This is a genomic window from Methylothermaceae bacteria B42 (assembly GCA_001566965.1).
In the GTDB taxonomy this organism is placed as follows: domain Bacteria; phylum Pseudomonadota; class Gammaproteobacteria; order Methylococcales; family Methylothermaceae; genus Methylohalobius.
This window is the reverse complement of sequence record LSNW01000032.1, coordinates 53,925-75,317: the sequence shown is the minus strand read 5'-3', so window position 1 is coordinate 75,317 and position 21,393 is coordinate 53,925. Positions and strand designations below refer to the sequence as shown.

The 21,393-nt window shown below is 50.8% G+C and carries 23 protein-coding genes and 1 tRNA gene; 14 read left to right on the top strand and 10 right to left on the bottom strand.

Going from position 1 to position 21,393, the window contains the following annotated elements; all coding sequences use genetic code 11:
• Positions 1-217: 217 nt before the first annotated feature.
• Entirely contained in the window at positions 218-1,291 is a 1,074-nt protein-coding gene (locus tag AXA67_11530) for a hypothetical protein (protein KXJ39689.1), read from the bottom strand.
• A 1-nt stretch (position 1,292) separates the two neighbouring features.
• Positions 1,293-2,414 carry a hypothetical protein gene (locus AXA67_11525; GenBank protein ID KXJ39688.1) on the bottom strand — a complete coding sequence of 374 codons (1,122 nt, stop codon included), beginning with the start codon at positions 2,412-2,414 and terminating at the stop codon, positions 1,293-1,295.
• A 429-nt stretch (positions 2,415-2,843) separates the two neighbouring features.
• Between AXA67_11525 and sucA the strand changes: the two genes are divergently transcribed.
• Entirely contained in the window at positions 2,844-5,681 is a 2,838-nt protein-coding gene (gene sucA, locus AXA67_11520) for a 2-oxoglutarate dehydrogenase subunit E1 (protein ID KXJ39687.1), read from the top strand.
• Positions 5,682-6,893, top strand: coding sequence for a dihydrolipoamide succinyltransferase (locus tag AXA67_11515; GenBank protein ID KXJ39686.1), 1,212 nt, complete (start codon positions 5,682-5,684; stop codon positions 6,891-6,893). It abuts the gene before it with no gap.
• A 79-nt stretch (positions 6,894-6,972) separates the two neighbouring features.
• Here AXA67_11515 and AXA67_11510 read toward each other — a convergent pair whose 3' ends face one another.
• A complete protein-coding gene (locus tag AXA67_11510; protein ID KXJ39685.1) occupies positions 6,973-7,449 on the bottom strand; it encodes a hypothetical protein in 477 nt (158 codons plus the stop codon).
• Between the two features lie 321 nt (positions 7,450-7,770).
• Here AXA67_11510 and AXA67_11505 point away from each other — a divergent pair, with 321 nt between their 5' ends.
• Genes AXA67_11505 through AXA67_11490 form a run of 4 tightly spaced genes read left to right on the top strand, consistent with a single transcriptional unit; the run spans position 7,771 to position 9,888 of the window.
• Positions 7,771-8,544 carry a hydroxymethylpyrimidine/phosphomethylpyrimidine kinase gene (locus tag AXA67_11505; GenBank protein ID KXJ39684.1) on the top strand — a complete coding sequence of 258 codons (774 nt, stop codon included), beginning with the start codon at positions 7,771-7,773 and terminating at the stop codon, positions 8,542-8,544.
• Positions 8,544-9,173: a hypothetical protein gene (locus tag AXA67_11500; GenBank protein KXJ39683.1), complete on the top strand. Its 630-nt coding sequence runs from the start codon at positions 8,544-8,546 to the stop codon at positions 9,171-9,173. Before AXA67_11505 ends, AXA67_11500 begins: the two co-directional genes overlap by 1 nt.
• A complete protein-coding gene (locus AXA67_11495; protein KXJ39682.1) occupies positions 9,170-9,595 on the top strand; it encodes a hypothetical protein in 426 nt (141 codons plus the stop codon). The genes AXA67_11500 and AXA67_11495 overlap by 4 nt, the downstream gene beginning before the upstream one ends.
• The gene (locus AXA67_11490; GenBank protein KXJ39681.1) at positions 9,595-9,888 is read left to right on the top strand and encodes a hypothetical protein; all 294 of its coding nucleotides are present in this window, start codon (positions 9,595-9,597) and stop codon (positions 9,886-9,888) included. The genes AXA67_11495 and AXA67_11490 overlap by 1 nt, the downstream gene beginning before the upstream one ends.
• Positions 9,889-10,128: 240 nt before the next feature.
• On the opposite strand, the gene AXA67_11485 is transcribed toward AXA67_11490, so the two are convergent.
• Both AXA67_11485 and AXA67_11480 read right to left on the bottom strand, forming a co-directional pair.
• Positions 10,129-10,476 carry a hypothetical protein gene (locus AXA67_11485; protein KXJ39680.1) on the bottom strand — a complete coding sequence of 116 codons (348 nt, stop codon included), beginning with the start codon at positions 10,474-10,476 and terminating at the stop codon, positions 10,129-10,131.
• Positions 10,477-10,578: 102 nt separating this feature from the next.
• Positions 10,579-11,523 carry an XRE family transcriptional regulator gene (locus tag AXA67_11480; protein KXJ39679.1) on the bottom strand — a complete coding sequence of 315 codons (945 nt, stop codon included), beginning with the start codon at positions 11,521-11,523 and terminating at the stop codon, positions 10,579-10,581.
• Positions 11,524-11,623: 100 nt separating this feature from the next.
• On the opposite strand from AXA67_11480, the gene AXA67_11475 reads away from it, so the two are divergent.
• Complete coding sequence (locus AXA67_11475) at positions 11,624-13,912, top strand: 5-methyltetrahydropteroyltriglutamate--homocysteine methyltransferase (protein KXJ39678.1); 2,289 nt, start codon at positions 11,624-11,626, stop codon at positions 13,910-13,912.
• A 110-nt stretch (positions 13,913-14,022) separates the two neighbouring features.
• Here the strand turns inward: AXA67_11475 and AXA67_11470 are convergent, their stop codons facing one another.
• Entirely contained in the window at positions 14,023-14,796 is a 774-nt protein-coding gene (locus AXA67_11470; protein KXJ39677.1) for a hypothetical protein, read from the bottom strand.
• 207 nt (positions 14,797-15,003) lie between these two features.
• On the opposite strand from AXA67_11470, the gene AXA67_11465 reads away from it, so the two are divergent.
• Positions 15,004-15,465: a hypothetical protein gene (locus tag AXA67_11465; GenBank protein KXJ39676.1), complete on the top strand. Its 462-nt coding sequence runs from the start codon at positions 15,004-15,006 to the stop codon at positions 15,463-15,465.
• A gap of 272 nt (positions 15,466-15,737) precedes the next feature.
• Here the strand turns inward: AXA67_11465 and AXA67_11460 are convergent, their stop codons facing one another.
• Both AXA67_11460 and moaC read right to left on the bottom strand, forming a co-directional pair.
• Positions 15,738-16,646, bottom strand: coding sequence for a hypothetical protein (locus AXA67_11460; GenBank protein KXJ39675.1), 909 nt, complete (start codon positions 16,644-16,646; stop codon positions 15,738-15,740).
• Between the two features lie 65 nt (positions 16,647-16,711).
• A complete protein-coding gene (gene moaC, locus AXA67_11455) occupies positions 16,712-17,188 on the bottom strand; it encodes a cyclic pyranopterin monophosphate synthase accessory protein (GenBank protein KXJ39674.1) in 477 nt (158 codons plus the stop codon).
• Positions 17,189-17,292: 104 nt separating this feature from the next.
• On the opposite strand from moaC, the gene AXA67_11450 reads away from it, so the two are divergent.
• Both AXA67_11450 and AXA67_11445 read left to right on the top strand, forming a co-directional pair.
• Entirely contained in the window at positions 17,293-17,523 is a 231-nt protein-coding gene (locus AXA67_11450) for a hypothetical protein (GenBank protein KXJ39673.1), read from the top strand.
• Positions 17,524-17,526: 3 nt separating this feature from the next.
• Positions 17,527-17,961 (top strand): molybdopterin converting factor, encoded by a 435-nt coding sequence (locus AXA67_11445; GenBank protein KXJ39672.1) that lies wholly within the window; start codon positions 17,527-17,529, stop codon positions 17,959-17,961.
• On the opposite strand, the gene AXA67_11440 is transcribed toward AXA67_11445, so the two are convergent.
• Complete coding sequence (locus AXA67_11440) at positions 17,958-18,506, bottom strand: inorganic pyrophosphatase (protein ID KXJ39671.1); 549 nt, start codon at positions 18,504-18,506, stop codon at positions 17,958-17,960. The two genes, AXA67_11445 and AXA67_11440, sit on opposite strands and share 4 nt — an antisense overlap.
• 64 nt (positions 18,507-18,570) lie before the next feature.
• On the opposite strand from AXA67_11440, the gene AXA67_11435 reads away from it, so the two are divergent.
• Positions 18,571-19,374, top strand: a complete 804-nt coding sequence (locus AXA67_11435; protein ID KXJ40171.1) for a hypothetical protein — start codon at positions 18,571-18,573, stop codon at positions 19,372-19,374.
• Positions 19,375-19,433: 59 nt separating this feature from the next.
• Here AXA67_11435 and AXA67_11430 read toward each other — a convergent pair.
• Positions 19,434-19,504, bottom strand: a tRNA-Ser gene (locus AXA67_11430).
• A gap of 105 nt (positions 19,505-19,609) precedes the next feature.
• Between AXA67_11430 and AXA67_11425 the strand changes: the two genes are divergently transcribed.
• The 3 genes from AXA67_11425 to AXA67_11415 are packed head-to-tail and all read left to right on the top strand — an operon-like array spanning position 19,610 to position 21,310.
• Positions 19,610-20,824, top strand: coding sequence for a hypothetical protein (locus AXA67_11425; GenBank protein ID KXJ39670.1), 1,215 nt, complete (start codon positions 19,610-19,612; stop codon positions 20,822-20,824).
• A 2-nt stretch (positions 20,825-20,826) separates the two neighbouring features.
• The gene (locus AXA67_11420) at positions 20,827-21,063 is read left to right on the top strand and encodes a hypothetical protein (protein ID KXJ39669.1); all 237 of its coding nucleotides are present in this window, start codon (positions 20,827-20,829) and stop codon (positions 21,061-21,063) included.
• A complete protein-coding gene (locus AXA67_11415; GenBank protein ID KXJ39668.1) occupies positions 21,056-21,310 on the top strand; it encodes a toxin YoeB in 255 nt (84 codons plus the stop codon). Before AXA67_11420 ends, AXA67_11415 begins: the two co-directional genes overlap by 8 nt.
• The last annotated feature ends 83 nt before the right edge of the window (positions 21,311-21,393 follow it).

The following is a 21,393-nucleotide window of genomic DNA, read 5'->3' as shown; positions in this document are numbered from 1 at the left end:
ACCGCTCAGGAAACCCAGGCCCAGAAACCGCGAAACCGGTGGCCCACGAGCCTATCAGTGCCGAAGTAAAAGCGAGGCTGAGGCTACCGAGCCCGCTATCATCTCTACCGAATAGAAAAGAGCAGGAAAGGCTGGCAGCTTTCCGTGGAAATCCGGGGTTTGGGCGAAAACCTGACTTTTGCCAAGGAAGGCAGCTTTATCGTGGAAATGCCAAAGCCTATTGCCGGATAGCCCGCCGGGAAAGGAATAGGGCTAGAACTAAGACGGTCAGTGTCGGTACCAGCGCTGTCGTCAGCGGCGCAATCCCCAATAATAATCCAGCATTGGCAACCACCTGTGTTGCCAGGAAATACAGTAGCCCCACTACCACCGCCAACGCCACCTGCAACCCAAAACTTTGCGCTCGGGGACTAGAAACCATAATAGGAACCAGCAGCAAAACCATCACGGCCATGGTGACAGGCAATAACAGCCGCTGCCAAAACAACAACTCGTAGCGTTCGGCGTTTTGACCGGTATTGATGAGATAATGGATGTAACTGAATAACTCAGTTACCGAAAGCGTTTCAGCAGGGAGTTCCAAAGCCTGCAGTTGATCTGCAGTCAAAAATGAATCCCAACGCCATTGCTTGCGATACTGGGTGTTCAACAAGCCACGGTTCCAGCTCTTGATGTAAACGTCCTGCAGAATCCAGTGAGCGCGGTCGCTGATATCCGCACGCCTGGCATGGATGAACTCCTGTAAACGGCCATCGGTATCGAACTGGTAGATATTCAGATCCTCCGGTATCCGGCTATGCCGTATGATGCCGACATTTAAATACTGCAGCCGGTTCCGGGACCAAAAACCCTGTTCGGTACGCAGGCTGTCACTCCCTACCAGTGCCTGATGGCGATGGAGAAATGCCCAGCGTTCACATCGGGGAGCGATGAATTGGGCAATCACCACCAATAACGCCGCCATAATCAGCACACTTTTTAGTAATGCCACAACCATCTGCGCCATTGACATACCGGAACTGCGCACCGCCAGCAACTCGCTTCCCTTGGCCAAGCCAGCCAATCCAAAACTACCGCCCATCAAGGTGCAAATAGCGGCAAAATCAAGCATCTTGGTGGGAAAAGTCAATCCGACGAATATAAAGGCATCCCTGAGCCGGTAATTGCCTTCACCCACTTCGCTTAGTTCATCTACCAAGTCCAAGAACCCAAACAGTCCCAAAAGCACCAAGAGCACAATCAGATAGCCCTTGGCAAATTCCCGTCCTAAATAACGCTCTAAAAGATTCATATCAATGCAAAGGCGCAGCTTTCAATTGCCGCGCCCGCCACCAACTGCGCCAGGCTGGCCAATAGTAAACACACAAGATCGCCAGCAACAGGCAATCAGGCCACCAAACGCCAGGAATAGGACCTATCACGCCCTCCTTAACCCAGGTTTTGGCCATCCCGCTCAAGTTGTAGTACACCGCAAACAACACGATGGCAAGGATGGTCTTTCCATAGCGCCCTTTGCGAGGCTCAGTACGGCTCAAAGGCACCGCCAGCATAGCCAAAATAACAGTGGAAACTGGACGCAACAACCGCCATTGCAGCTCAGCAATATCTTTGGGATTGCTGGAGCCCCATAACTGTTTCATTTCAGCTGCTTTGCTTTTGTATCCCATGGGTTCTGGCGCCCCTGCCAAGGTCAAAGTCAAATGGTGAAACTTGAGAACAAAGTCTCCGGTGCCTTTAGACGCTAGCTCATAGGCATACCCGTCCTCAAATTTTAACAGCGTATCACCATTGGATTTTTTTTCTTCCTGGAACAGGATTTGCGCATAGACGGTTTTTACTTTTTGATTGCTTTTCAACCCCCGACTGAAAAACACTTTTTCCAGTCGTTTTTGTTTGCGGTCCACAGCTTCGGCGAAAATGACGTAATCAGAGGATTCGCTGGCGTAGAAGCGTCCTGCTTCCAGCTTGTTAATGTCAAATTGGGCCTCTGCACGGTTTTTAAGGGTAAAGCTTTTTTCATAAGCCAAAGGACGCAGCATCATAGAAAAAAAGCCTACGATCAATGCTATTAATACCCCTAATCTAAATACCGTCCACAAAATCCTCCCTTCACTGTAACCACACGCCGCCATGGCAACCACCTCGGAATCCGTATGCAACCGCCCCAAGCCCATTACCACGGACAAATACAAACCTATGGGCAACAGCACTTCCAGAGCAATGACCACCTTTAGGGCAATCAATTGAGTGACAATATCCACCGGCAATAATCCAGCCACTGCATCAGAGAGGATTTTGGCCGTGCTGTATCCACCAAACATAAGAATAAACAGCATACAGATGGCAATGAATGGTTTGAGAACTTCCCGGATTAGATAACGGTCTAGTAAAAAAAACTTAATAAGGCGCATCATCGAAAGGCCCAGCCCCGGACTTGGTAAAACAATTTGCTAATCACCATGCAGATTTAATCTTAACTTCATAAAAACCTATAGGAGTATGTTTTTCACGGACACGGGACGACTTATTGACTTTATACAAATTCAGAGGGAAAAGGCAGCTGCGAACCGAAACAGAAAATAGCGGCATCTTTCCCGGAAAAAAGCCAACCGAGGGTAAAAATACCGTCAATGCGACAATAATATGCCTATAATTCCCTTAATAGGGTAGGATATCTGTTGCAAAAGAACACGGATAAGTTGCTGCAGAGATACAACTCACACCCTTCATTGGAATAGATTGGTACCAAAACCTAGCTAAACATGAAATTGTAACGAATCTCCTGGCGGATGGGCATCTTTACCTAAGTTTTAACGAGATTGCTTTCAGACTTCACATATCAGATGAACGATATTCTGCGAAAATTTCAAGAAACCTCGCCCTACTATGGTACTAATGCCGCTTTTCTGGAAGAACTTTACGAACGCTTTTTAAAAGATCCCGACAAAGTGCCAGCCCAGTGGCGGGAGCGCTTTCAAACCCTGCAAAGGCAAATTCCGGGGATTACAGACGTTCCCCACCGGGAAATCCAAGAGCAATTCCGGCAGCTAGTCCGCCATCGGCCGACAACAGTACTTGAAGCTGTACCTGAAACCCTTTGCCAAAAACAAATCGCGGTTAACCGGTTGATTGATCAATACCGGCTGCTCGGTCACCTGATTGCGGATAACAATCCCCTGCCTTTGAGTCCCAAACCCTATCTTCCGGAACTGGACCCTACCTTTTACGGACTGAATGACGCCGATCTCGATACCGAATTCGACGCGTCGCTTCTGGCAGGCTGCCATACACTCACCTTGCGCGATATTCTCCAGCGCTTGAAACGGACTTACTGCGGCGCCATCGGCAGCGAAACCATGCATATTCTGGAGTCCGAAATCCGCGCCTGGCTCCAGGAGAGATTGGAAACCTCCCAAGCGCAAATCGAGCTGTCTCCAGAACAAAAACGCTGGTTGTTAAAGCTTTTGACCGCTGCCGAAGGAATCGAAAAATATCTCCACCGCCGCTACGTTGGGCAAAAACGATTTTCTTTGGAAGGCGGAGAAAGCTTGATTCCACTGTTGGATGAAATTATTCAGCACGGCGGCGAAGCCGGCATCCGGGAAGTGGTCCTAGGGATGGCGCACCGGGGACGGCTCAATGTCTTAATCAATATTCTCGGCAAACAGCCCTCCGCGCTATTCGAAGAATTCGAAGGCAAAGCCAAGCCCAGCGAAGGCACCAGCGGGGATGTGAAATACCATATGGGCTTCTCTTCCGATGTCGCTACGCCGGGTGGGCCAGTTCATTTGGCGCTGGCTTTCAACCCTTCGCATTTGGAGGTCATCGATCCGGTAGTGGAAGGTTCGGTCCGGGCCCGGCAAGACCGGATCGGCAAAAACGCACACAATCAAATCCTGCCGCTGCTGGTTCACGGCGACGCCGCTTTCGCCGCCCAAGGAGTGGTCATGGAAACCCTGCAAATGGCCCAAACCCGGGCATTTCATACGGGCGGCACGGTCCATATTGTGGTCAACAACCAGATCGGCTTTACCATCAGCAATCCCTTTGACGCCCGCTCCACCACCTATGCCACGGATGTGGCCAAAATGGTGGAAGCACCGATTTTCCATGTCAACGGCGATGATCCTGAAGCCGTGCTCTATGTCGTCCAGCTAGCCCTGGATTACCGCATGACCTTCAACCGAGATGTGGTCATCGATCTGATTTGCTATCGCCGCCACGGTCACAACGAGGCGGATGAACCGGCGGTGACCCAGCCGGTGATGTATTCCATGATTCGCAAACATCCCAGTGTTCGGCAACTTTATGCGAAAAAACTGATTGAAGAAGGCATCATCTCCGCTGACGAACCTGAAGAGATGGAACAGGAATATATCTCCGCTTTGGAAAAAGGCGGCCCAGTGCTCAGGCCAATGCTTGAGAACTCATTCAACACCCATAAGGTAGCCTGGAGCCAATATCTGCACAGCCGCTGGAACGTGCCTTATGACTCGTCGGTGCCCTTGGCGAAACTGCGGGAACTGGCTGAGATGTGGCTGGAATTGCCCCAAGGGTTCGAGCTTCATCCTAGGGTCGCTAAAATCTGGGAAAATCGCCGTAAAATGACCGCTGGCGCATTGCCCGTCGATTGGGGTTATGCCGAAAACATGGCCTATGCTACCTTGCTGGCGGACCGCAAGGCAGTCCGCCTGTCGGGACAAGACGCTGGCCGCGGCACGTTTTTTCATCGCCACGGCATTATTTACCACCACCACACCGGCGAACCCTACATCCCTTTGAAAAAAATCGCTTATCACTATCAAACCCGGTTTTTTCTCTATGACTCTCTGTTGTCTGAAGAAGGGGTATTAGGTTTTGAATTTGGCTACAGTACCGCGGAACCTGAAAGCCTGGTGATTTGGGAAGCGCAATTTGGCGATTTCGCTAATGTGGCGCAAGTGGTCATCGATCAATTCATCAGCTCTGGCGAAGCCAAATGGGGACGATTGAGCGGATTGGTACTGTTCTTGCCCCACGGCTATGAAGGCCAAGGCCCGGAGCATTCTTCCGCCCGCCTGGAACGTTTTCTGCAATTATGCGCCGAGGATAACTTGCAGGTCTGCATCCCCACCACTCCGGCACAGATTTTCCATCTGCTGCGCCGGCAAATGCTGCGCCCTTATCGTAAACCATTGATTACGTTAACGCCTAAAAGCTTGCTTCGTCACCGGCTCGCTGTCTCGAACCTGGATGAATTATGCGAGGGACGCTACCAACTGGTCATCGACGAAATCGACCCTATTGAAAAACAAAAGGTTTACCGGGTCATCCTTTGCAGCGGAAAAATCTACTATGAATTGCTTGAATCGAGACGCCAGGAAGATATTGACGACATTGCCATTCTGCGTCTGGAGCAACTTTATCCCTTTCCTACCGAAGCATTGCAAGAAGCCTTGGCCCAATATCCGAACCTCAAAGAACTGGTCTGGTGTCAGGAAGAACCCCAAAACCAGGGGGCGTGGTATCAGATCCGCCACCGCTTCCTGCAAGCACTGCAGCCCAAGGTAAAACTGACCTATGTGGGCCGGCCCCTGCATGCCGCACCGGCCGAAGGTTATTTCCACATGCACGTTGAACAACAACGCGCTATCATAAACGCCGCCCTGCATCCTGAAATCAAACTGCAAGCCACAGGTTAAATGAGCACAGAAATCCGGGTTCCTTCGCTTCCAGAATCAGTAGCAGACGCCACCGTCGCTGCCTGGCACAAACAACCGGGCGAACCGGTCAAGAAAGATGAAAAATTGGTCGATCTGGAAACTGACAAAGTAGTCTTGGAGATTCCAGCGCCGGAAGATGGGATATTGGAAAAAGTCCACCATCCCGAAGGCGACACCGTTACCAGCGGCGAATTATTGGCCACCCTGTCCTCTGCCCAGCCATCCACGGAACCCCAAAAACCGGCTCAACCTGCCGCTCCCCTGGAAAAGGTGGAAACCGCCCCGCCTTTGAGCCCCGCGGTAAGAAGGCTCATTGCAGAATACAATCTCGATCCCAGCCAAATTCCCGGCACCGGCAAAGATGGCCGCATTACCAAAGCCGACGTGCTCGAATATCTAGCCCGTCAGAAAGCCGAACAAGCCAAAAAAACCACCGCGCCGCCCATCACCGAAGCTGAGACCCCGCCCCCTGCTCCCACACCCGTAGGCCAGCGCCCGGAAAAACGCGTTCCCATGACCCGTATCCGCGCCCGCATTGCAGAGCGGCTATTGGAAGCGCAGCGCAATACCGCCATGCTCACCACATTCAACGAGGTGGACCTCTCCCAAGTCATGGCGCTACGGCAACACTACAAGCAGGCATTTGAAAAACAATTCGGGATTAAACTCGGATTTATGAGTTTTTTTGTCAAAGCCTCGGTGGAAGCCTTAAAACGATTCCCGATTGTCAATGCCAGCATTGACGGCAAGGACATTATCTATCATGGTTATTTTGATATTGGCATCGCGGTTTCAACGGAGCGGGGATTGATTGTCCCTATCTTGCGGGACGCCGATCAAATGGATTTTGCCACCATTGAACAAAAAATCGTTGAATTCGCCAACAAAGCCCGCGAAGGCACGCTCTCTTTCGAGGAACTGGAAGGCGGAACTTTCACCATCACCAATGGCGGCATTTTCGGTTCCATGCTCTCCACGCCACTGCTCAACCCACCCCAAAGCGCTATCCTGGGCATGCACGCCATCAAAGAAAGGCCAGTCGTGGAAAATGGCGAAATCGCCATCCGGCCAATGATGTATCTGGCCCTAACCTACGACCACCGCATCATCGACGGGCGCGAAGCCGTCCTGTTTTTGCGCACCATCAAGGAAATTCTGGAAGCACCGGAGCGGCTGTTTTTAGGGGTTTAACCTAAACCCTCTTCTCCTACTCTTGTCATTTCTAATAATGGAAGAGAGTTAAATTCGAGCATTGCTCTATGCAATAAATTTAATTCAAATGGCCATAAGAATATTGATTCAACAGCACCAGTGCACTTTCTAAATGCTCCTTCCAGTGGAGTTCGTATCCTGTGCGCCACAAGGACAAAGCGGAAAGCGGGTGCGCGGGATCCAGAGCAAGAAGATCAAGACCCCGTTTCAGTTCGAAATATAAATCAGTTAGATCATCCGCCAAGTTGCTCACCAAAGTTTCCCGCTTTTCAGCATCGGCGTTGTTAATCCGGGGTGCTAAAACTTCGAGCAGGCGGCAGAACATTTCATAGCGATAATCCAAATCCGGGAGGGCAACGAAATGGCTGTCCTTTGCAACTTTCAGAGACATCATTTCTTCGGAAATCAACGACAGAATCCTGAACAAATCCGGCTTTAAGTTACCGCTGGGATGGGCTTCAATTCCCCTGATGATGTCACAGAAACCGCGGATGTGGCTGATGAGGGTGTTATAATTTTTTTTGCCGGACTTCATACTGGGGAAAGAGCAGCTTTGAATGATATGACTCAAGTTTAGTAGAAATCAATGGTCGGAACGCTGCACTTTACAATTTTTTTCCGCCTCTATTAAACCCGGTGAAATTACAGACTAATTTGACTCTCTTCTGTAGGCAAGTTGATTTCTATCTTCTCAAAAAAACTTTTTCGTGCACCGCAATCTGGACAACGCCAACTATCGGGAAGCTCTTCCCACCGTGGTTGATTTTCTGAAACTTTAGCAAAAACGCCAGGTGGTTCCTCTTCGTACAAAAAACCGCAAAGTACACACAAATGTGCTGTCCAAAGTTTTGTTGCCATGAATAAGTCGTCTCCCCCTTGCGTCTTAACTATCTCAGGCCACGACCCTACTGGTGGCGCTGGCATTCAGGCCGATATTGAAACAATCGTTCACCACCGATGCCATCCTTGCAGCGTGATTACCGCCTTGACTGCACAAGATAGCAAAAATGTGGCGCAAGTTTTTCCTCAACGGCCCGAGCATTTTCAATGCCAGCTGGATACTTTGCTGGCAGATATTTCTTTCCAGGCAATTAAAATCGGCATGCTTGGCTCTGCCGAAATTGCTTCAGTGATTGCTGATAGGCTTTCTTCCCTGCCGGAAGTTCCCATTGTACTGGATCCTGTACTGAAAGCCGGTGGCGGAACCAATTTGGCGAATGATAAATTACTTGAAACGCTGATCAACCATCTCTTGCCTCTGACAACCATTTTGACCCCTAATCTTCAAGAAGCCCGCAGGTTAGTGAATAGTGACCAAATAGAACAGTGCGCCCAAACCCTTTTAACAAAAGGGTGCCAATCGATTCTCATCACCAGTGGCGATGAAGAGACACTCCAAGTGGAGAATATTTTTTATGACGAGGAAAATTGCCAAACCTACACTTGGGAGCGCTTACCGGAAGGCGCCCATGGTTCCGGCTGTACCTTGGCTTCAGCCATCGCTGCCCTGCTAGCCCGAGGGATGAAACTGCAACAAGCGGTCGAACAAGCCCAACAATATACTTGGGAGACATTACGCCATTCCTTTCGCCCAGGCCACGGCCAACTATTCCCCAGGCGCGGATTATAATGGCTTTACCCTTCCCTGCTTCCGGAACCTATGCCATCACCCCGCCATTTGAGGGTTTCGACCAGCTTATCAAGCAGGTGGAACTGGTCTTGCAAGGCGGCATTCGGGTATTGCAATTGCGCGATAAGCAGCGCCGGGCATCCGACTCCCAAGCCCAGGAATTATTGCAATTGTGTCACGCTTACGGTGTGCCGTTAATTATCAATGATGATCTGGATTTGGCCCTACGCATAGGCGCGGACGGGGTGCACCTGGGGAAGGAAGACCTTTCCATTCAAGCAGGCCGCCAGTATCTAGGCCCGGAAGCCATCATTGGCATTTCCTGTTACGGAGATCTGCAAAGAGCGATTACTGCGTGTGAAAATCATGCAACATACGTGGCTTTTGGCGCTTTTTTTCCCTCTTCCACGAAACCGCAGGCCCCTCGCGTTTCCAAAGAAATATTGCAGCAGGCAAAACAGAAAGTTCAATGCCCGGTAGTCGCCATTGGCGGCATCACCCCAACCAATGGCAAAGCTTTGCTTCAAGCCGGCACTGACCTTTTGGCGGTGATAAACGGCATTTTCGGCCAACCAAATCCAAAATTAGCGGCAATGAACTATAACGCTTTGTTTGAGGGAAACCGATGACAGGGTTTTCACGGCGAAAGTTTGTGCAATATAACTTGTGGTTGGCAGGCGGTTTATGGCTCCCAAAAGCAATCAGCGCCACATCTGCGTTGGAACAAACTTTGCAACAACTATTACACGGTCAAAAACCCATCTCTCACCTAGGGGTTGGCTTAATCGCCCCCACTACCGCGGAAAGCCGGATGGCGGTGCCCATAAAAATAGATTGCCAATTGAAACAAACGGACTTTATGGCAGTATTGGTAGATAACAACCCCAACCCCTTGGTCGCCCGAATCAATCTGAACCCCAAAATCATGGCCCCCTATTTCCGTACCCGTGTTAGGGTACTCATGGACAGCACTATCATTGCTATCGTCCGGGCCAACGGCCGCTATTACCGTCAGGAGGCAAAAATCAGCGTGACAAAAGGTTGCGATTGATGCAGGTGGAGCATCGAAGTAAACGCTTTGCCGATGGCAGCGTCGAAGTACGTTTATTGATGTCCGCTTCAGCCGAACTCGATACGCAAGCACCGTGGCCCAAGGCGTATATTCAAAGGCTCAACCTGGTTTTGAATGGAGAGCTGATTTTCGAGGGACAATTAGAACCCGGGCTGGCGCCTGATCCATTCTTCACTTTTAAGATTAAGGAAAGCAGTCCCGGCGACCGCCTGGAAATTACCTGGTTGGACACCTCGGACAAAAAAGGCCAGTTGGTTATCCGGCTGCCCTAGCCCAGAGGTTGCTGTTTTCGTTTCTTATACGATGAGAATTCACGAATGAATCTTTAAGCTTTTTTTATCATGCCTATAAAGATTTAGCAGTTTAAGATTCTAGAGGTGCTGGGGTATTTCTTCCGTGGGTGTTGGCGGCCTGGATGGCCGCCATCAAGTCCTCAGGGAAGAGTTTACGACGTCCCACGGAAGAAATACCCCAGCACCTTGGCTGCATAAATTCATAGGCAAGTTTTTTTATTAACCACTGGCTTCTTCGGCAAAATCCACTTGCCACAATTTCTCTAGCTGATAATGCTCCCGAGTCTGGGGCAACATCACATGCACCACCACATCCCCTAAATCCACCAGCACCCAATCCCGGGCGTGCTCCCCTTCAACGCCCAAGGGCTTGATTTTTCGCTCGGCGAGTTTTTCCACCACGTTTTTGGCCAAACTATGGACATGGCGGTCAGACGTCCCGGAAGCAATGACCATGTAGTCAGTCACGCTGGTTTTATTACGGACATCAATCACGGTAAGGTCCTGGGCTTTCAATTCATCCAGGGCATCTAGGACGTACTGGAGCAAGTCTTGAGCAGTTGTCACATGCACATACCTTTATGAAATAAGGGGAAAACACAATTTTGATGGGTGTAAATGTTATCACAAGCTAGATTCAAGCGATGCTTATCAAACAGTCTTTGATTATCAATTGAGTTCATTCCCAATCTCTCCAGGAGCAACGCGGATTCCTTTGAGATTTTTGAAAGATACCTCCCGCGCGGTTTCCAGAAACTCTTTCATGTAACTGAGATCGCGCTCGTCTTGCCGGATGGCGGCATATAGCGTGCCCCACATTGGCTGTGGCCCCAGCGGCCGCGTCGCCACATAATCCCGGACCAGGTATTCCGCCAGAGCCCAGTTGGGCAAGGCGCATACACCGCGGCGGCTGGCCACCAGTTGCAGCATCATCGCGGTCAATTCGCAGGTTCTGTGGCCAGCGGGATTGATGCCAGCAGGATCGAGAAAGTTTTTGAAGATATCGAGACGCTCCCGTTCCACCGGATAGGTAATCAAGGTTTGATCCTGCAGATCTGAAGGGACAATGACGGATTTCTCCAGCAAGGGATGATTCTTGGCCAACGCCAGCATTACCTGGAAAGCAAACAACGGTTCATAGGCCACGCCAGGAATAGAAACAGGGTCGGAGCTGACGACAAAATCCACATCTCCCCGCAGCAGTGCCGGAATCGGCTCAAAACTAAACCCCAAAGTGAGATCCATTTCCACTTCCGGCCAGGCTTCCCGGTAAACATCCATGGCCGGGAGCAGCCACTCAAAACAACTGTGGCACTCAATTACAATAAACAGCCGCCCGCTTTGCCCTCCGTTCAATCGGGAGAGATCCCGTTCAGCTGCTTGCAGTGCGGGTAATACCAGATCCGCCAGGGCCAATAATCGCTTACCAGCGGGCGTAAAAACCAAGGGCCTGCTTTTGCGTATAAACAAGGCGCTGCCACAAATATCCTCCAGCGCCTTGAGTTGATGGGACAGGGCGGATTGTGTCAGATGAAGCCGCTGCGCCGCGCCCACCAAACTGCCGGTTTGTTGCAGCATCTTCAAAGTTCGAAGATGCTTGATTTCTATATTCATGAATTTATCTCAAGAATCGTTGAATATTCATCAATTGAATTCATAAACCTACCCCGCCATACTTCACCCTGTCAATTTTTCAAATAAGGAGTTCATTCCCATGACCATCGCCCACAATTTGGGATTTCCCCGCATCGGCCTGAAGCGGGAAATGAAAAAAGCCGTTGAAGCCTATTGGCAAGGCAAAATTAACGCCCAGGAACTCGAACACACCGGCCAGCAGCTACGCCAACGACATTGGCAATTGCAACAGCAAGCCGGACTGGACTGGATACCCGTGGGAGATTTCTCCTGGTACGACCACGTGCTGGATATAAGCTGCCTGTTGGGCTGTGTTCCCGAGCGATTCCAGCACAACGGCGGCAATGTGTCCCTGGATACCTATTTCCGCATGGCCCGAGGCCGTGCCCCCAGCGGTGATCCGCAACCGGCCTGTGAAATGACCAAATGGTTTGATACCAATTATCACTACATTGTCCCGGAACTGAAGCCCAATCAAACCTTTGCGCTCTCCTCCGATAAGCTATTCCAGGAAACGGCCCAGGCCCAGTCATTCCTGAAAACCGGCGTCAAACCCGTCATCCTCGGCCCCTTGTCCTGGCTTTGGCTGGGAAAATGCCAGGGCAAGGAATTCAACAAGCTGGAACTGCTTCCGCAATTACTTCCTGTTTATGGCGAAATACTGGCCAGATTACTGGCACAAGGGATCAGTTGGGTGCAAATTGACGAACCCATTCTGGCACTGGATTTGCCCACCGAATGGCAGACCGCATTTGAAAACGCTTACAACAAGCTTCAGATTCGCGGGCTGAATCTATTGCTGACGGTCTATTTCGGCCCACTGGAAGAAAATCTCAAGCTGGCGTGTGACCTGCCAGTGGCCGGCCTGCATGTGGACGGCGTGCGCGGCGCCGATGAATTAGGCCGGGTGGACGATTGGCTGCCCACCCACAAAGTCCTGTCCGCTGGCATCATTGACGGCCGAAATATATGGCGCGCCGACCTGGATCACATTCTGGAAAAACTGACGCCTTTATATCAACGCCGAGGGGAAAATCTGTGGCTGGCACCTTCGTGCTCTTTACTGCATTCCCCCGTGGACTTATCCGAAGAAACCAAACTGGATCCGGAACTGAAAAGCTGGCTGGCGTTTTCCGCCCAGAAATTGGAGGAAATCGTCATCTTAAAGCAAGCCTTGTCCGAAGATACCGAAAGCGCCGCTGAAAAATTAAGGCTATGCCGCAGCGCCCTTGAGTCACGCCGGCATTCCAAGCGGGTCACCAATCCCGTAGTACGCAAGCGTATCTCGGAAATTCCTGAAAACTATGACAAGCGCACCAGTCCCTACCCTATCCGCCGCCAGGCCCAACGGCAAAAACTACGGCTGCCATTGCTGCCGACGACGACAATTGGTTCTTTCCCTCAAACCCAGGAAATCCGAAGCAAACGGCGGGCATTTAAAAATGGGGAGTTGCCGGAACCGGAGTATCTTGCCTTTCTTCGGGAGCAAATCGCCTACATGGTGAAAAAACAGGAGGAATATGAACTGGATGTTTTGGTACACGGTGAACCGGAACGCAACGACATGGTGGAATATTTTGGCGAACAATTGTCCGGCTACGCTTTTACGGAAAATGGCTGGGTCCAATCCTACGGCTCTCGTTGCGTCAAGCCCCCGGTTATTTATGGCGATGTGACACGCCCCCAGGCCATGACGGTGGCATGGATCGTGTACGCCCAATCCTTGACTGATAAGCCCATGAAAGGCATGTTGACCGGTCCTGTCACCATGTTGCAATGGTCATTTGTGCGTGATGACCAGCCCCGCAGTGATACCTGCCTGCAAATCGCCCTGGCGCTGCGGGATGAAGTGTCTGATCTGGAAAAGGCCGGTATCGGCGTGATTCAAATCGACGAACCCGCCCTGCGGGAAGGCTTGCCGCTACGGAAAAAGGACTGGCCCGCCTATCTGGAATGGGCGGTGCGTAGTTTTCGCATCGCCGCCTCCTGCGTCAAGGATGAAACCCAAATCCATACCCATATGTGCTACGCCGAATTCAACGACATTATTGAATCCATCGCGGCGCTTGATGCCGATGTCATCACTATCGAAACCTCGCGTTCCAAAATGGAGCTTTTGGACGCCTTTGCCAATTTCGAATATCCCAACGAAATCGGGCCAGGCGTCTATGACATTCATTCGCCAAATATTCCGACAGTAGAGGAAATCGTTACTCTGCTGGAAGCGGCAATGACAAAAATCCCCGTAGGCAGGCTTTGGGTCAACCCCGACTGCGGTCTGAAAACCCGCCAGTGGCCAGAAGTGGATGCAGCCCTGACACGGATGGTAACGGCAGCCAAACTATTACGGGAAAAAGCATCCCGTTAAAATGAAAAAACACGGCACCGATTTTAAGCGGTGCCGTGTATTCAACTCATACCAAGTTATGTGGGCATTTACTTCAGACAAAAAACAGTCTGCCTTAATATTGGCCCTATCTAATCCTCAGCAACAACACTAACCCAGTCCCCGGTTTCATGGGTAAACAGCGAAGAAGACAGAGAGTTCACCCAAGAGAGACTGTTCAAGATATAGGTAGCGCCACCTAAGGCAACGGCATCGACCAAGCAATACCAGGCGGCCACGCCGCTGGGAGGGTTGCCTTGGGGGAGAGATAAAATGGGATCCAGGGGTACCCAAGTCCAAGTTCCCAGAGAGGTGCCTATCAATTCAAGATGGGTGGTGACAAAGAACGCGGCAGTGTAAACCAATGGCGCCCGTCCCCATAGCACCCAGGGTAAATAGACTAAAAACAAGATCATGCCAATCCAGTCACCGCGCCCGGCAAAGGTGACGCCCCATAACGACCAAAGCCCCATTATCAGCAAGACACTCCAAATTATAGGGCGTTGAAATAGTTGAAATATCGGGGAACGGGCCAATGCTACTGCGGTTAGATACACCATACCGTGGCCTGGCGGAATATAAGCGGGAATGTTATGGAATTGGTAAATATAACCGCCCATATAACCTGAGGCGAAATGTTCTCCCGCAGTGGCGAACAGTACGGCAATCAATACCTGCAACCGTACCAGGTTGGATTCCCAGATAAGTAACCCAAACAAAGCCACCCAGGCGCATTGCCCCAGCGCGTTTTGTAACTTCAAGTCTGCTAGTGAATCCAAATACAGACAAAGCGCAATACCGACAAAGGTGATTCCAGAGATCAGTAAATCTTTTTTACTGTCAAGCAGTGCTTTCCCCACAGTCATTTTGAACCGTTTTTCTAGTTGGTGAAATTCAATAATCTAAATTACACACTAATTTTGGCTAGTACAACCATTGTCTAGCCAAAAACCCTTGAAGACAGTATGATTTCCAAGGCGAGGGTACGGTAGAACTATAGTGATATATGTTCGTCAAAAACGTGAACTTCCCTAATAGAATTAGGATGATGGCTTCGAACAGAAGAGGTGACCATGTTTCAAAAGTTGATTCAAAATAAATATTCCCTTGTCATGCTAGCGGTTTACGTGGTGGCATTGTACGTGTTACTCAATAAGGCAATCGTGCCGTTTGTCTTTAAGGTGCTAGATAGCAGCGTGTTTACGGGCGATCCAAAACAGTCCGGACAAATGACTGAAGTGCATGACTCCCGAACCGCCATGGCACTGCTCCAATGTAATCAATTCGTCAAGGACAAATTTGACGATGATGCCACGTTGATTTTTTCCGACAGGGATTATGATTCCTGGGATATCGGATTTGGCCGTTTTATTATCAAATCCCATGTAGATGTGCGGCCGCATCCCGGAGATCCCATGGTGCGAAAGAATTATGTGTGCCAAATCAAGCATGAAGGCGGTGATATGGCTGATATTGACAATTGGGATCTCGGAGGACTGACCTTGAACGATGTCCAGGTTCCGCAATCCCAATAATTGAAACCTAAGTTATGCAAATGTTTCGGCATTTGGCTGCCAAATCAAGCCTTTATGCTGCGTTGGCTGCACCAATTTTATGCTCGAAGTAGCGCTGCTACTCCTGCGCGAAAATTGGTTTGCCGCCTTGCCTAAAACCTTGCTTGACACCCTCGGAGCTCGAATCACTTGCAAAATTTAGGTAAAACGTTAAAACCGGAACATGCCTGTGGTTTTGGCATGTTCCGGTACTGCTTGGAATTCATCCCAATTGGGAAGGCGCAGTGGGAGATTTAGTCTTCCACTTGCTGGATCCCGTCCAATTGCCAGGTGGCATTGAATCCCCGTCGTGGACGAACAAAATGCCAGACCTCTTGGATAGTTTCAGGCGAGTGTGAGCCCTCCTGGATTCTGGCAGTAAACAGAACACTTGCCTGTTGGTAGTGGGCATCTTCCTCAAAACCCACCAGCTCAGCATCCAAATCCAGGATTTTGACAGGCAAATCATGATCGGCCATTGCTTTTTGCCGTTTGATTTCGATGAATACTTCATCGGTGGTCAGTCCGCGGATCTCGGCCAATTCATTTCGATTCCAGGCTTCCTGAAGCTGTCTGAATGCCCGTTTGGCCCCTTCCAAAAATCCCTGCAGATCGAAATCCGAAGGAATTTCAATTTCCGCCGGCAAGTCATGGCTTGATAAAGGCTGGCTACGGTCTTTTTTACCAAGGATATCGGTATCAAACGGCGCGCTGGTTTTTTCGCGAAAGCCAGCGTTGGCATAATCCCCCATGGCGCCCACCGGGGTTTCCGCGGCGGCGCCTGAACGGCGCGAAAGTAACTTAAAAGCCAACAACGCCAGCCCTCCGAATACCAAGATATCCATTAAATTCAAATGTTCGAAAGCGCCGCCGAAAAATAACGCCCCCAACAATCCGCCGATGGCGAATGGCGCCAGCCATCCCAAAAGGCCGCCCCGGTTGCGCCAGGATTGACGGCTGGTTTGATTGCGTTGAATGGCTTTTTGTTGGTTGAAGGTGCGTTGCCGTTGCAGCTGGGACCGTTTGAAAGGTTGGCTATAAAAGGATTTACCGCCAAATGACCGGCCGCCGCCAAAGCGTTTCGCTTCGGCGCCGCCGATAGAAGAAAGCGCAAGAATGAGCGCGGTTGAGAACAATAGAAAAAACTTGCTGTATCGAAACATATTCTTTTCCTTAAAATACGTTGGGGTTAAAAATTCTCTGTGAGATTAGACAAATATTTTGCCCATCATTCCCGGGTCCAATGACCGCTACGGCCGCCGCTCTTTTCCAATAACCGAATAGACAGCATGGTCATCTCCCGGTCGACGGCTTTGCACATGTCGTAGATGGTCAGCAACGCTATTTGAACGGCGGTGAGCGCTTCCATTTCCACCCCGGTGGGTCCTGTCGTCTCTACGGTTGATAGACAGCGGATGCGGCGAGTGGCGGTTTCAGGTTGAAAATCAATTTCCACTTTCGTCAAAGCGATGGGGTGGCACAAGGGGATCAAGTCGGCGGTTTTTTTGCTAGCCATGATCCCCGCAATTCTTGCAATCCCGAGCACGTCCCCTTTTTTGTGGCCTCCTTTCAGAATCAGCTCCAGGGTGGCTGGCTGCATTTCAATGAACCCTTCCGCAACCGCCCGGCGCCGGGTTGGCGGTTTCTCGCCAACGTCAACCATGCGGGCTTCACCTGCTGTATTAAAATGAGTCAGTTTCGACATCGGTTATTCCAAAAATTAAGGGAGATCCTTATTGTATAGTAGGCTTCAACTCTAACCTTGGATTTTTGTCTCATGGTCGTATCAAATTCAAAAGAGGAAAGAATGTGACAATTCAAGTACGGTTATTTGCCAGCCTCAGCGAACAATGGCAAATTGAACAAAAGACCCTCTCTCCCAAACCGGAGCAGACAGTGGCATCAGTCTGGCAGGAGCTCACCGGCGAGTCCTTGCCGGATAACATCCTGATGGCAGTCAACATGGAATACGCAAAGCCTGATACAGTGGTCAAAGCGGGCGATGAAGTGGCGTTTTTCCCCCCTGTCACTGGAGGCTAAGTAATGACGGTTCAATTGAAACCCCAACCTTTCGATCCATTCCAGTTGCTTCTTAACCATCAGGCATCTTATCTAGAGCCTGGAAGTTATGGCGCAACCGCAAGCTTTGTTGGCACCATGCGGGATTTCAACCAAGGCGATTCGGTCGAGCGGTTATTTCTCGAGCATTACCCTGGAATGACCGAACGGGAATTGGAAAAAATCATCGCGGAAGCCAAGGAACGATGGCAATTCCTGGAAGCATTGGTAGCACACCGGGTGGGTGAAATTCATCCCGGCGAGCCTATTGTTTTAGTCGTGGTTTGGTCCGCCCATCGGGGGCCTGCATTCGATGCTTGCCGATATATCATGGAAGCACTCAAAAGCCGGGCCCCGTTCTGGAAAAAGGAAAAACTTCCCAGTGGTGAGCGCTGGGTCAGCAACAATAATGCTGTTTAAAATTGAGGTTTCTCTGCCGCTTCTTGATAACACTTAATGCTGTTTATGATTTCCTCCTTGGCTTCTTCCGGCCCCAGCCAATCTTTTACCTTGACCCATTTGCCAGGTTCCAGATCCTTGTAATGTTCGAAAAAGTGAGCGATCTGATCCAGTTGCGCCTTGGGAACGTCCCGGAAAGAGCTGATATGGGTGTAAAGTGGAGTTAGTTTATCCACCGGGACTGCCAGGACTTTGGCGTCAATACCAGATTCATCCTCCATCTCCAACATGCCAATGGGGCGACAATGGACGACGGAACCTGAAATCAGTTTCCACGGCGCAATTACCAGGACATCCACAGGATCCCCATCATCGGACAACGTATGGGGAACGTAGCCGTAATTACAAGGGTACTGCATGGCGGTGCCCATGAAACGATCCACAAACAAAGCGCCGGTTTCTTTGTCGATTTCATATTTGACCGGATCGCTGTAGGCTGGAATTTCGATAACAACGTTGATATCGTGGGGCAGATTGGTGCCAGAGCTGACGCGCATCAAGGCCATAAAGTCTCTCCTTCAAGAATTAACAAAACTATTCATTATGAAATACCTCGGCAATTTGCGCAAAATGCACACGGCTTTGGATGATCGTGGAAATGCCCTTTATGCCTTGCCCCTGAGCGATCAAATCATCGATCTCAATCCGCTGCTGGGCCAACAATTCAAACTGACTTACTCAGGTACCATTAACTGTATCCACTGTGGCCGGAAAACTTCCAAGAGTTTCAATCAAGGCTACTGTTTCCCCTGCTTCCGCAAACTGGCCCGCTGCGATACCTGTATTATCAAGCCCGAGTTGTGTCATTACCATCAAGGCACTTGCCGCGAGCCTGAGTGGGGAGAAAGCCATTGCTTTCAGCCTCATATCGTTTATCTGGCCAATTCTTCGGGCCTTAAAGTCGGCATTACCCGGCGGGGACAAATTCCAACCCGCTGGATTGACCAAGGCGCAGTGCAAGCCCTCCCTATTTTGGAGGTGACTTCCCGTTATTTGGCGGGACTGTTGGAAGTCATTCTGAAACAACATGTCAGCGACCGCACCCACTGGCAGAAAATGCTCAAAAGCCAGGCGGAAGCATTAGATTTGGAAGGTCAACGGGACCGGTTGTTGACACTTTGCGGACAAGAAATAGAACAAGCGGCTACTTCATTCGAAACAAATGCCATCCGATGGCTGCCGGAAGCTGTCACAACGGCTATTCATTATCCGGTGTTGGAATACCCTGCAAAAATAAAGGCCTTTAATTTTGATAAGGCCCCTGAAGCGGCGGGGAAACTGCTTGGCATCAAAGGACAATATTTAATTTTTGACGGCGGCGTCATCAATATTCGCAAATTTGCCGGTTATGAAGTTGACTTAAAGAAGCTTTGATTAAATCAAAGCTTCTTTAACCGACTACGCTTCTATTGGCCAAAAGCGGGAACCGTGATTGATGGGCCGTGAAGGATTCGAACCTTCGACCGACGGATTAAGAGTCCTTTCCCTCGCAACTTAACATCCCTTATTGTCATCTACTTTACCTAAGCGCATCAATGGCTTATACTCTACGCTACCTTAACGAAATTTCCCTGAAATTACCCTCTGAGGTAGGCCCGAGGTAGGCCCGATGAAAAAGATCAACTTCACCAAGCGCTCCCTGGAATCGCTCCCCGTCCCAGAAAAGGGGCGGGTTCGTTATTATGACACCAAGACCCCTGGGCTGACGCTGCGTATCACCCCCACCGGTACAAAGACCTTCAGGCTATACCGTAAAGTTAACGGCAAACCGCTTGACATCACGCTAGGCCGCTTCCCTGCCATGACCGTAGAGCAGGCGCGGCGGGAGGCCCAGAAACTCCTTGGTGAAATCGCAGAAGGGAAGAATCCCGTGAAGGAAAAGCGCCGCCGCCAGGCCGAAGCCCTGACTTTGCGCGAGGCGGTTGAGGAGTACCGCAACACCCGCCCCCTTTCCGCACGGAGCCTGAAGGACTTGGAGGCTTCCATGCGCTACGGCTGGGGGGACTGGATCGACAAACCAATCCTTTCCCTCACCCCGGAGATGGTGCTAAGGAGATACCGTCAACTATGTGAGCGGGGCACAAGCGGGGCGGCCGCCAGCCTGTGGATGCGTAACCTTCGGGCAGTGCTGAATTTTGCCGCCAACCGGCACCGGTGGGAGGACGGAACGCCGCTGCTGCTCTATAACCCAGTTCAGATTCTCTCCGATACCCGTGCCTGGAAGCGGCCGCAACGGCGCCAACGTTATATCAAACCCCATGAACTCCCTGCCTTCTGGCAGGCCCTGGACGAGATTAACCCGCACCATGCCGCCCTGTTTCGCTTCCAGCTTCTCACCGGCCTCCGGCCTTCAGAGGCGGCGCGGTTGCGCTGGCAGGATGTGGAACTGAAAGCCGGGACATTTATCCTGCCTGAGACAAAGGCCCACAGGCCGCATACCCTCCCCTTGTCCGATTACCTCATGGACCTGCTGAAATCCCTCCTTCCCGCTGACTGGGAATACGTCTTTGCGGACGATAGAGGGCGGATACCGACCAATTTCCGTTACTCCAGGGAGAAGATTGCCCGCCTGGTGGGGATCGAGTTCAGCCCCTACGACCTACGCCGGACGTTTGCCACCATTGCTGAATCGCTAGACATTCCCGCTTACGCCCTGAAGCGGCTGCTGAATCATTCTATGACGGGAGACGTTACCGCCGGATACATCATTGCGGATGTTGAGCGTTTGCGGGAGCCAATGCAGAGGATAACCGACTTCATCCTAAAGGCGGCGGGGGTACGGGATACTGCCACAATCACCCCATTGCAACGAAAGGAGGGTTAACCATGTGCTCTGAAGAGACTACTGAAAAAATCATAGAAGTTGTAAGGGAGCTACCCGAAGAGGAAGCCCGCGAGGTGCTAAAATTCATCGAGTTCCTGCGCTTCCGGCGTCTGGCCGGGGAAGACGAAACCGCCTATCTATTGAAGGAACCGGCCAACCGCCGCCGGTTGCTCGAAGCGGTAGAAAACATCCGCAAAGGACAGCACGTCGAGGCCAAGGAGCTGCTGCCTGATGATTAGCTTCGAGCGCCAGGCTTGGGAGGATTATCTGTACTGGCAGAAACACGACAAGGCCAAGCTAAAGCGCATCAACCAGTTGATCCGGGACATCCAGCGCGATCCATTCGATGGTTTGGGGAAACCGGAACCGCTCAAGCATGAGTTGGCCGGATTCTGGTCCCGCCGAATCGACAATGAGCACCGTTTGGTTTATACAGTGCAGGGGGATCATCTCATCATTGCCCAATGCCGGTATCACTATGACTGATTGACTGTTAAGCCGCGCCTAGGCTGGCCCCCGAAAACCGGGAGAATCCCTCACCTGGCTGGCGCGGCTTCCTTTTTTGAGGG

Excerpts from the sequence above, each read along its gene's own strand:
- AXA67_11530 (KXJ39689.1), bottom strand. The coding sequence starts at position 1,291 with ATGAATCTTTTAGAGCGTTATTTAGGACGGGAATTTGCCAAGGGCTAT.
- AXA67_11525 (KXJ39688.1), bottom strand. The coding sequence starts at position 2,414 with ATGATGCGCCTTATTAAGTTTTTTTTACTAGACCGTTATCTAATCCGG.
- sucA (KXJ39687.1), top strand. The coding sequence starts at position 2,844 with ATGAACGATATTCTGCGAAAATTTCAAGAAACCTCGCCCTACTATGGT.
- AXA67_11515 (KXJ39686.1), top strand. The coding sequence starts at position 5,682 with ATGAGCACAGAAATCCGGGTTCCTTCGCTTCCAGAATCAGTAGCAGAC.
- AXA67_11510 (KXJ39685.1), bottom strand. The coding sequence starts at position 7,449 with ATGAAGTCCGGCAAAAAAAATTATAACACCCTCATCAGCCACATCCGC.
- AXA67_11505 (KXJ39684.1), top strand. The coding sequence starts at position 7,771 with ATGAATAAGTCGTCTCCCCCTTGCGTCTTAACTATCTCAGGCCACGAC.
- AXA67_11500 (KXJ39683.1), top strand. The coding sequence starts at position 8,544 with ATGGCTTTACCCTTCCCTGCTTCCGGAACCTATGCCATCACCCCGCCA.
- AXA67_11495 (KXJ39682.1), top strand. The coding sequence starts at position 9,170 with ATGACAGGGTTTTCACGGCGAAAGTTTGTGCAATATAACTTGTGGTTG.
- AXA67_11490 (KXJ39681.1), top strand. The coding sequence starts at position 9,595 with ATGCAGGTGGAGCATCGAAGTAAACGCTTTGCCGATGGCAGCGTCGAA.
- AXA67_11480 (KXJ39679.1), bottom strand. The coding sequence starts at position 11,523 with ATGAATATAGAAATCAAGCATCTTCGAACTTTGAAGATGCTGCAACAA.
- AXA67_11475 (KXJ39678.1), top strand. The coding sequence starts at position 11,624 with ATGACCATCGCCCACAATTTGGGATTTCCCCGCATCGGCCTGAAGCGG.
- AXA67_11470 (KXJ39677.1), bottom strand. The coding sequence starts at position 14,796 with ATGACTGTGGGGAAAGCACTGCTTGACAGTAAAAAAGATTTACTGATC.
- AXA67_11465 (KXJ39676.1), top strand. The coding sequence starts at position 15,004 with ATGTTTCAAAAGTTGATTCAAAATAAATATTCCCTTGTCATGCTAGCG.
- AXA67_11460 (KXJ39675.1), bottom strand. The coding sequence starts at position 16,646 with ATGTTTCGATACAGCAAGTTTTTTCTATTGTTCTCAACCGCGCTCATT.
- moaC (KXJ39674.1), bottom strand. The coding sequence starts at position 17,188 with ATGTCGAAACTGACTCATTTTAATACAGCAGGTGAAGCCCGCATGGTT.
- AXA67_11445 (KXJ39672.1), top strand. The coding sequence starts at position 17,527 with ATGACGGTTCAATTGAAACCCCAACCTTTCGATCCATTCCAGTTGCTT.
- AXA67_11440 (KXJ39671.1), bottom strand. The coding sequence starts at position 18,506 with ATGGCCTTGATGCGCGTCAGCTCTGGCACCAATCTGCCCCACGATATC.
- AXA67_11435 (KXJ40171.1), top strand. The coding sequence starts at position 18,571 with ATGCACACGGCTTTGGATGATCGTGGAAATGCCCTTTATGCCTTGCCC.
- AXA67_11425 (KXJ39670.1), top strand. The coding sequence starts at position 19,610 with ATGAAAAAGATCAACTTCACCAAGCGCTCCCTGGAATCGCTCCCCGTC.
- AXA67_11420 (KXJ39669.1), top strand. The coding sequence starts at position 20,827 with ATGTGCTCTGAAGAGACTACTGAAAAAATCATAGAAGTTGTAAGGGAG.
- AXA67_11415 (KXJ39668.1), top strand. The coding sequence starts at position 21,056 with ATGATTAGCTTCGAGCGCCAGGCTTGGGAGGATTATCTGTACTGGCAG.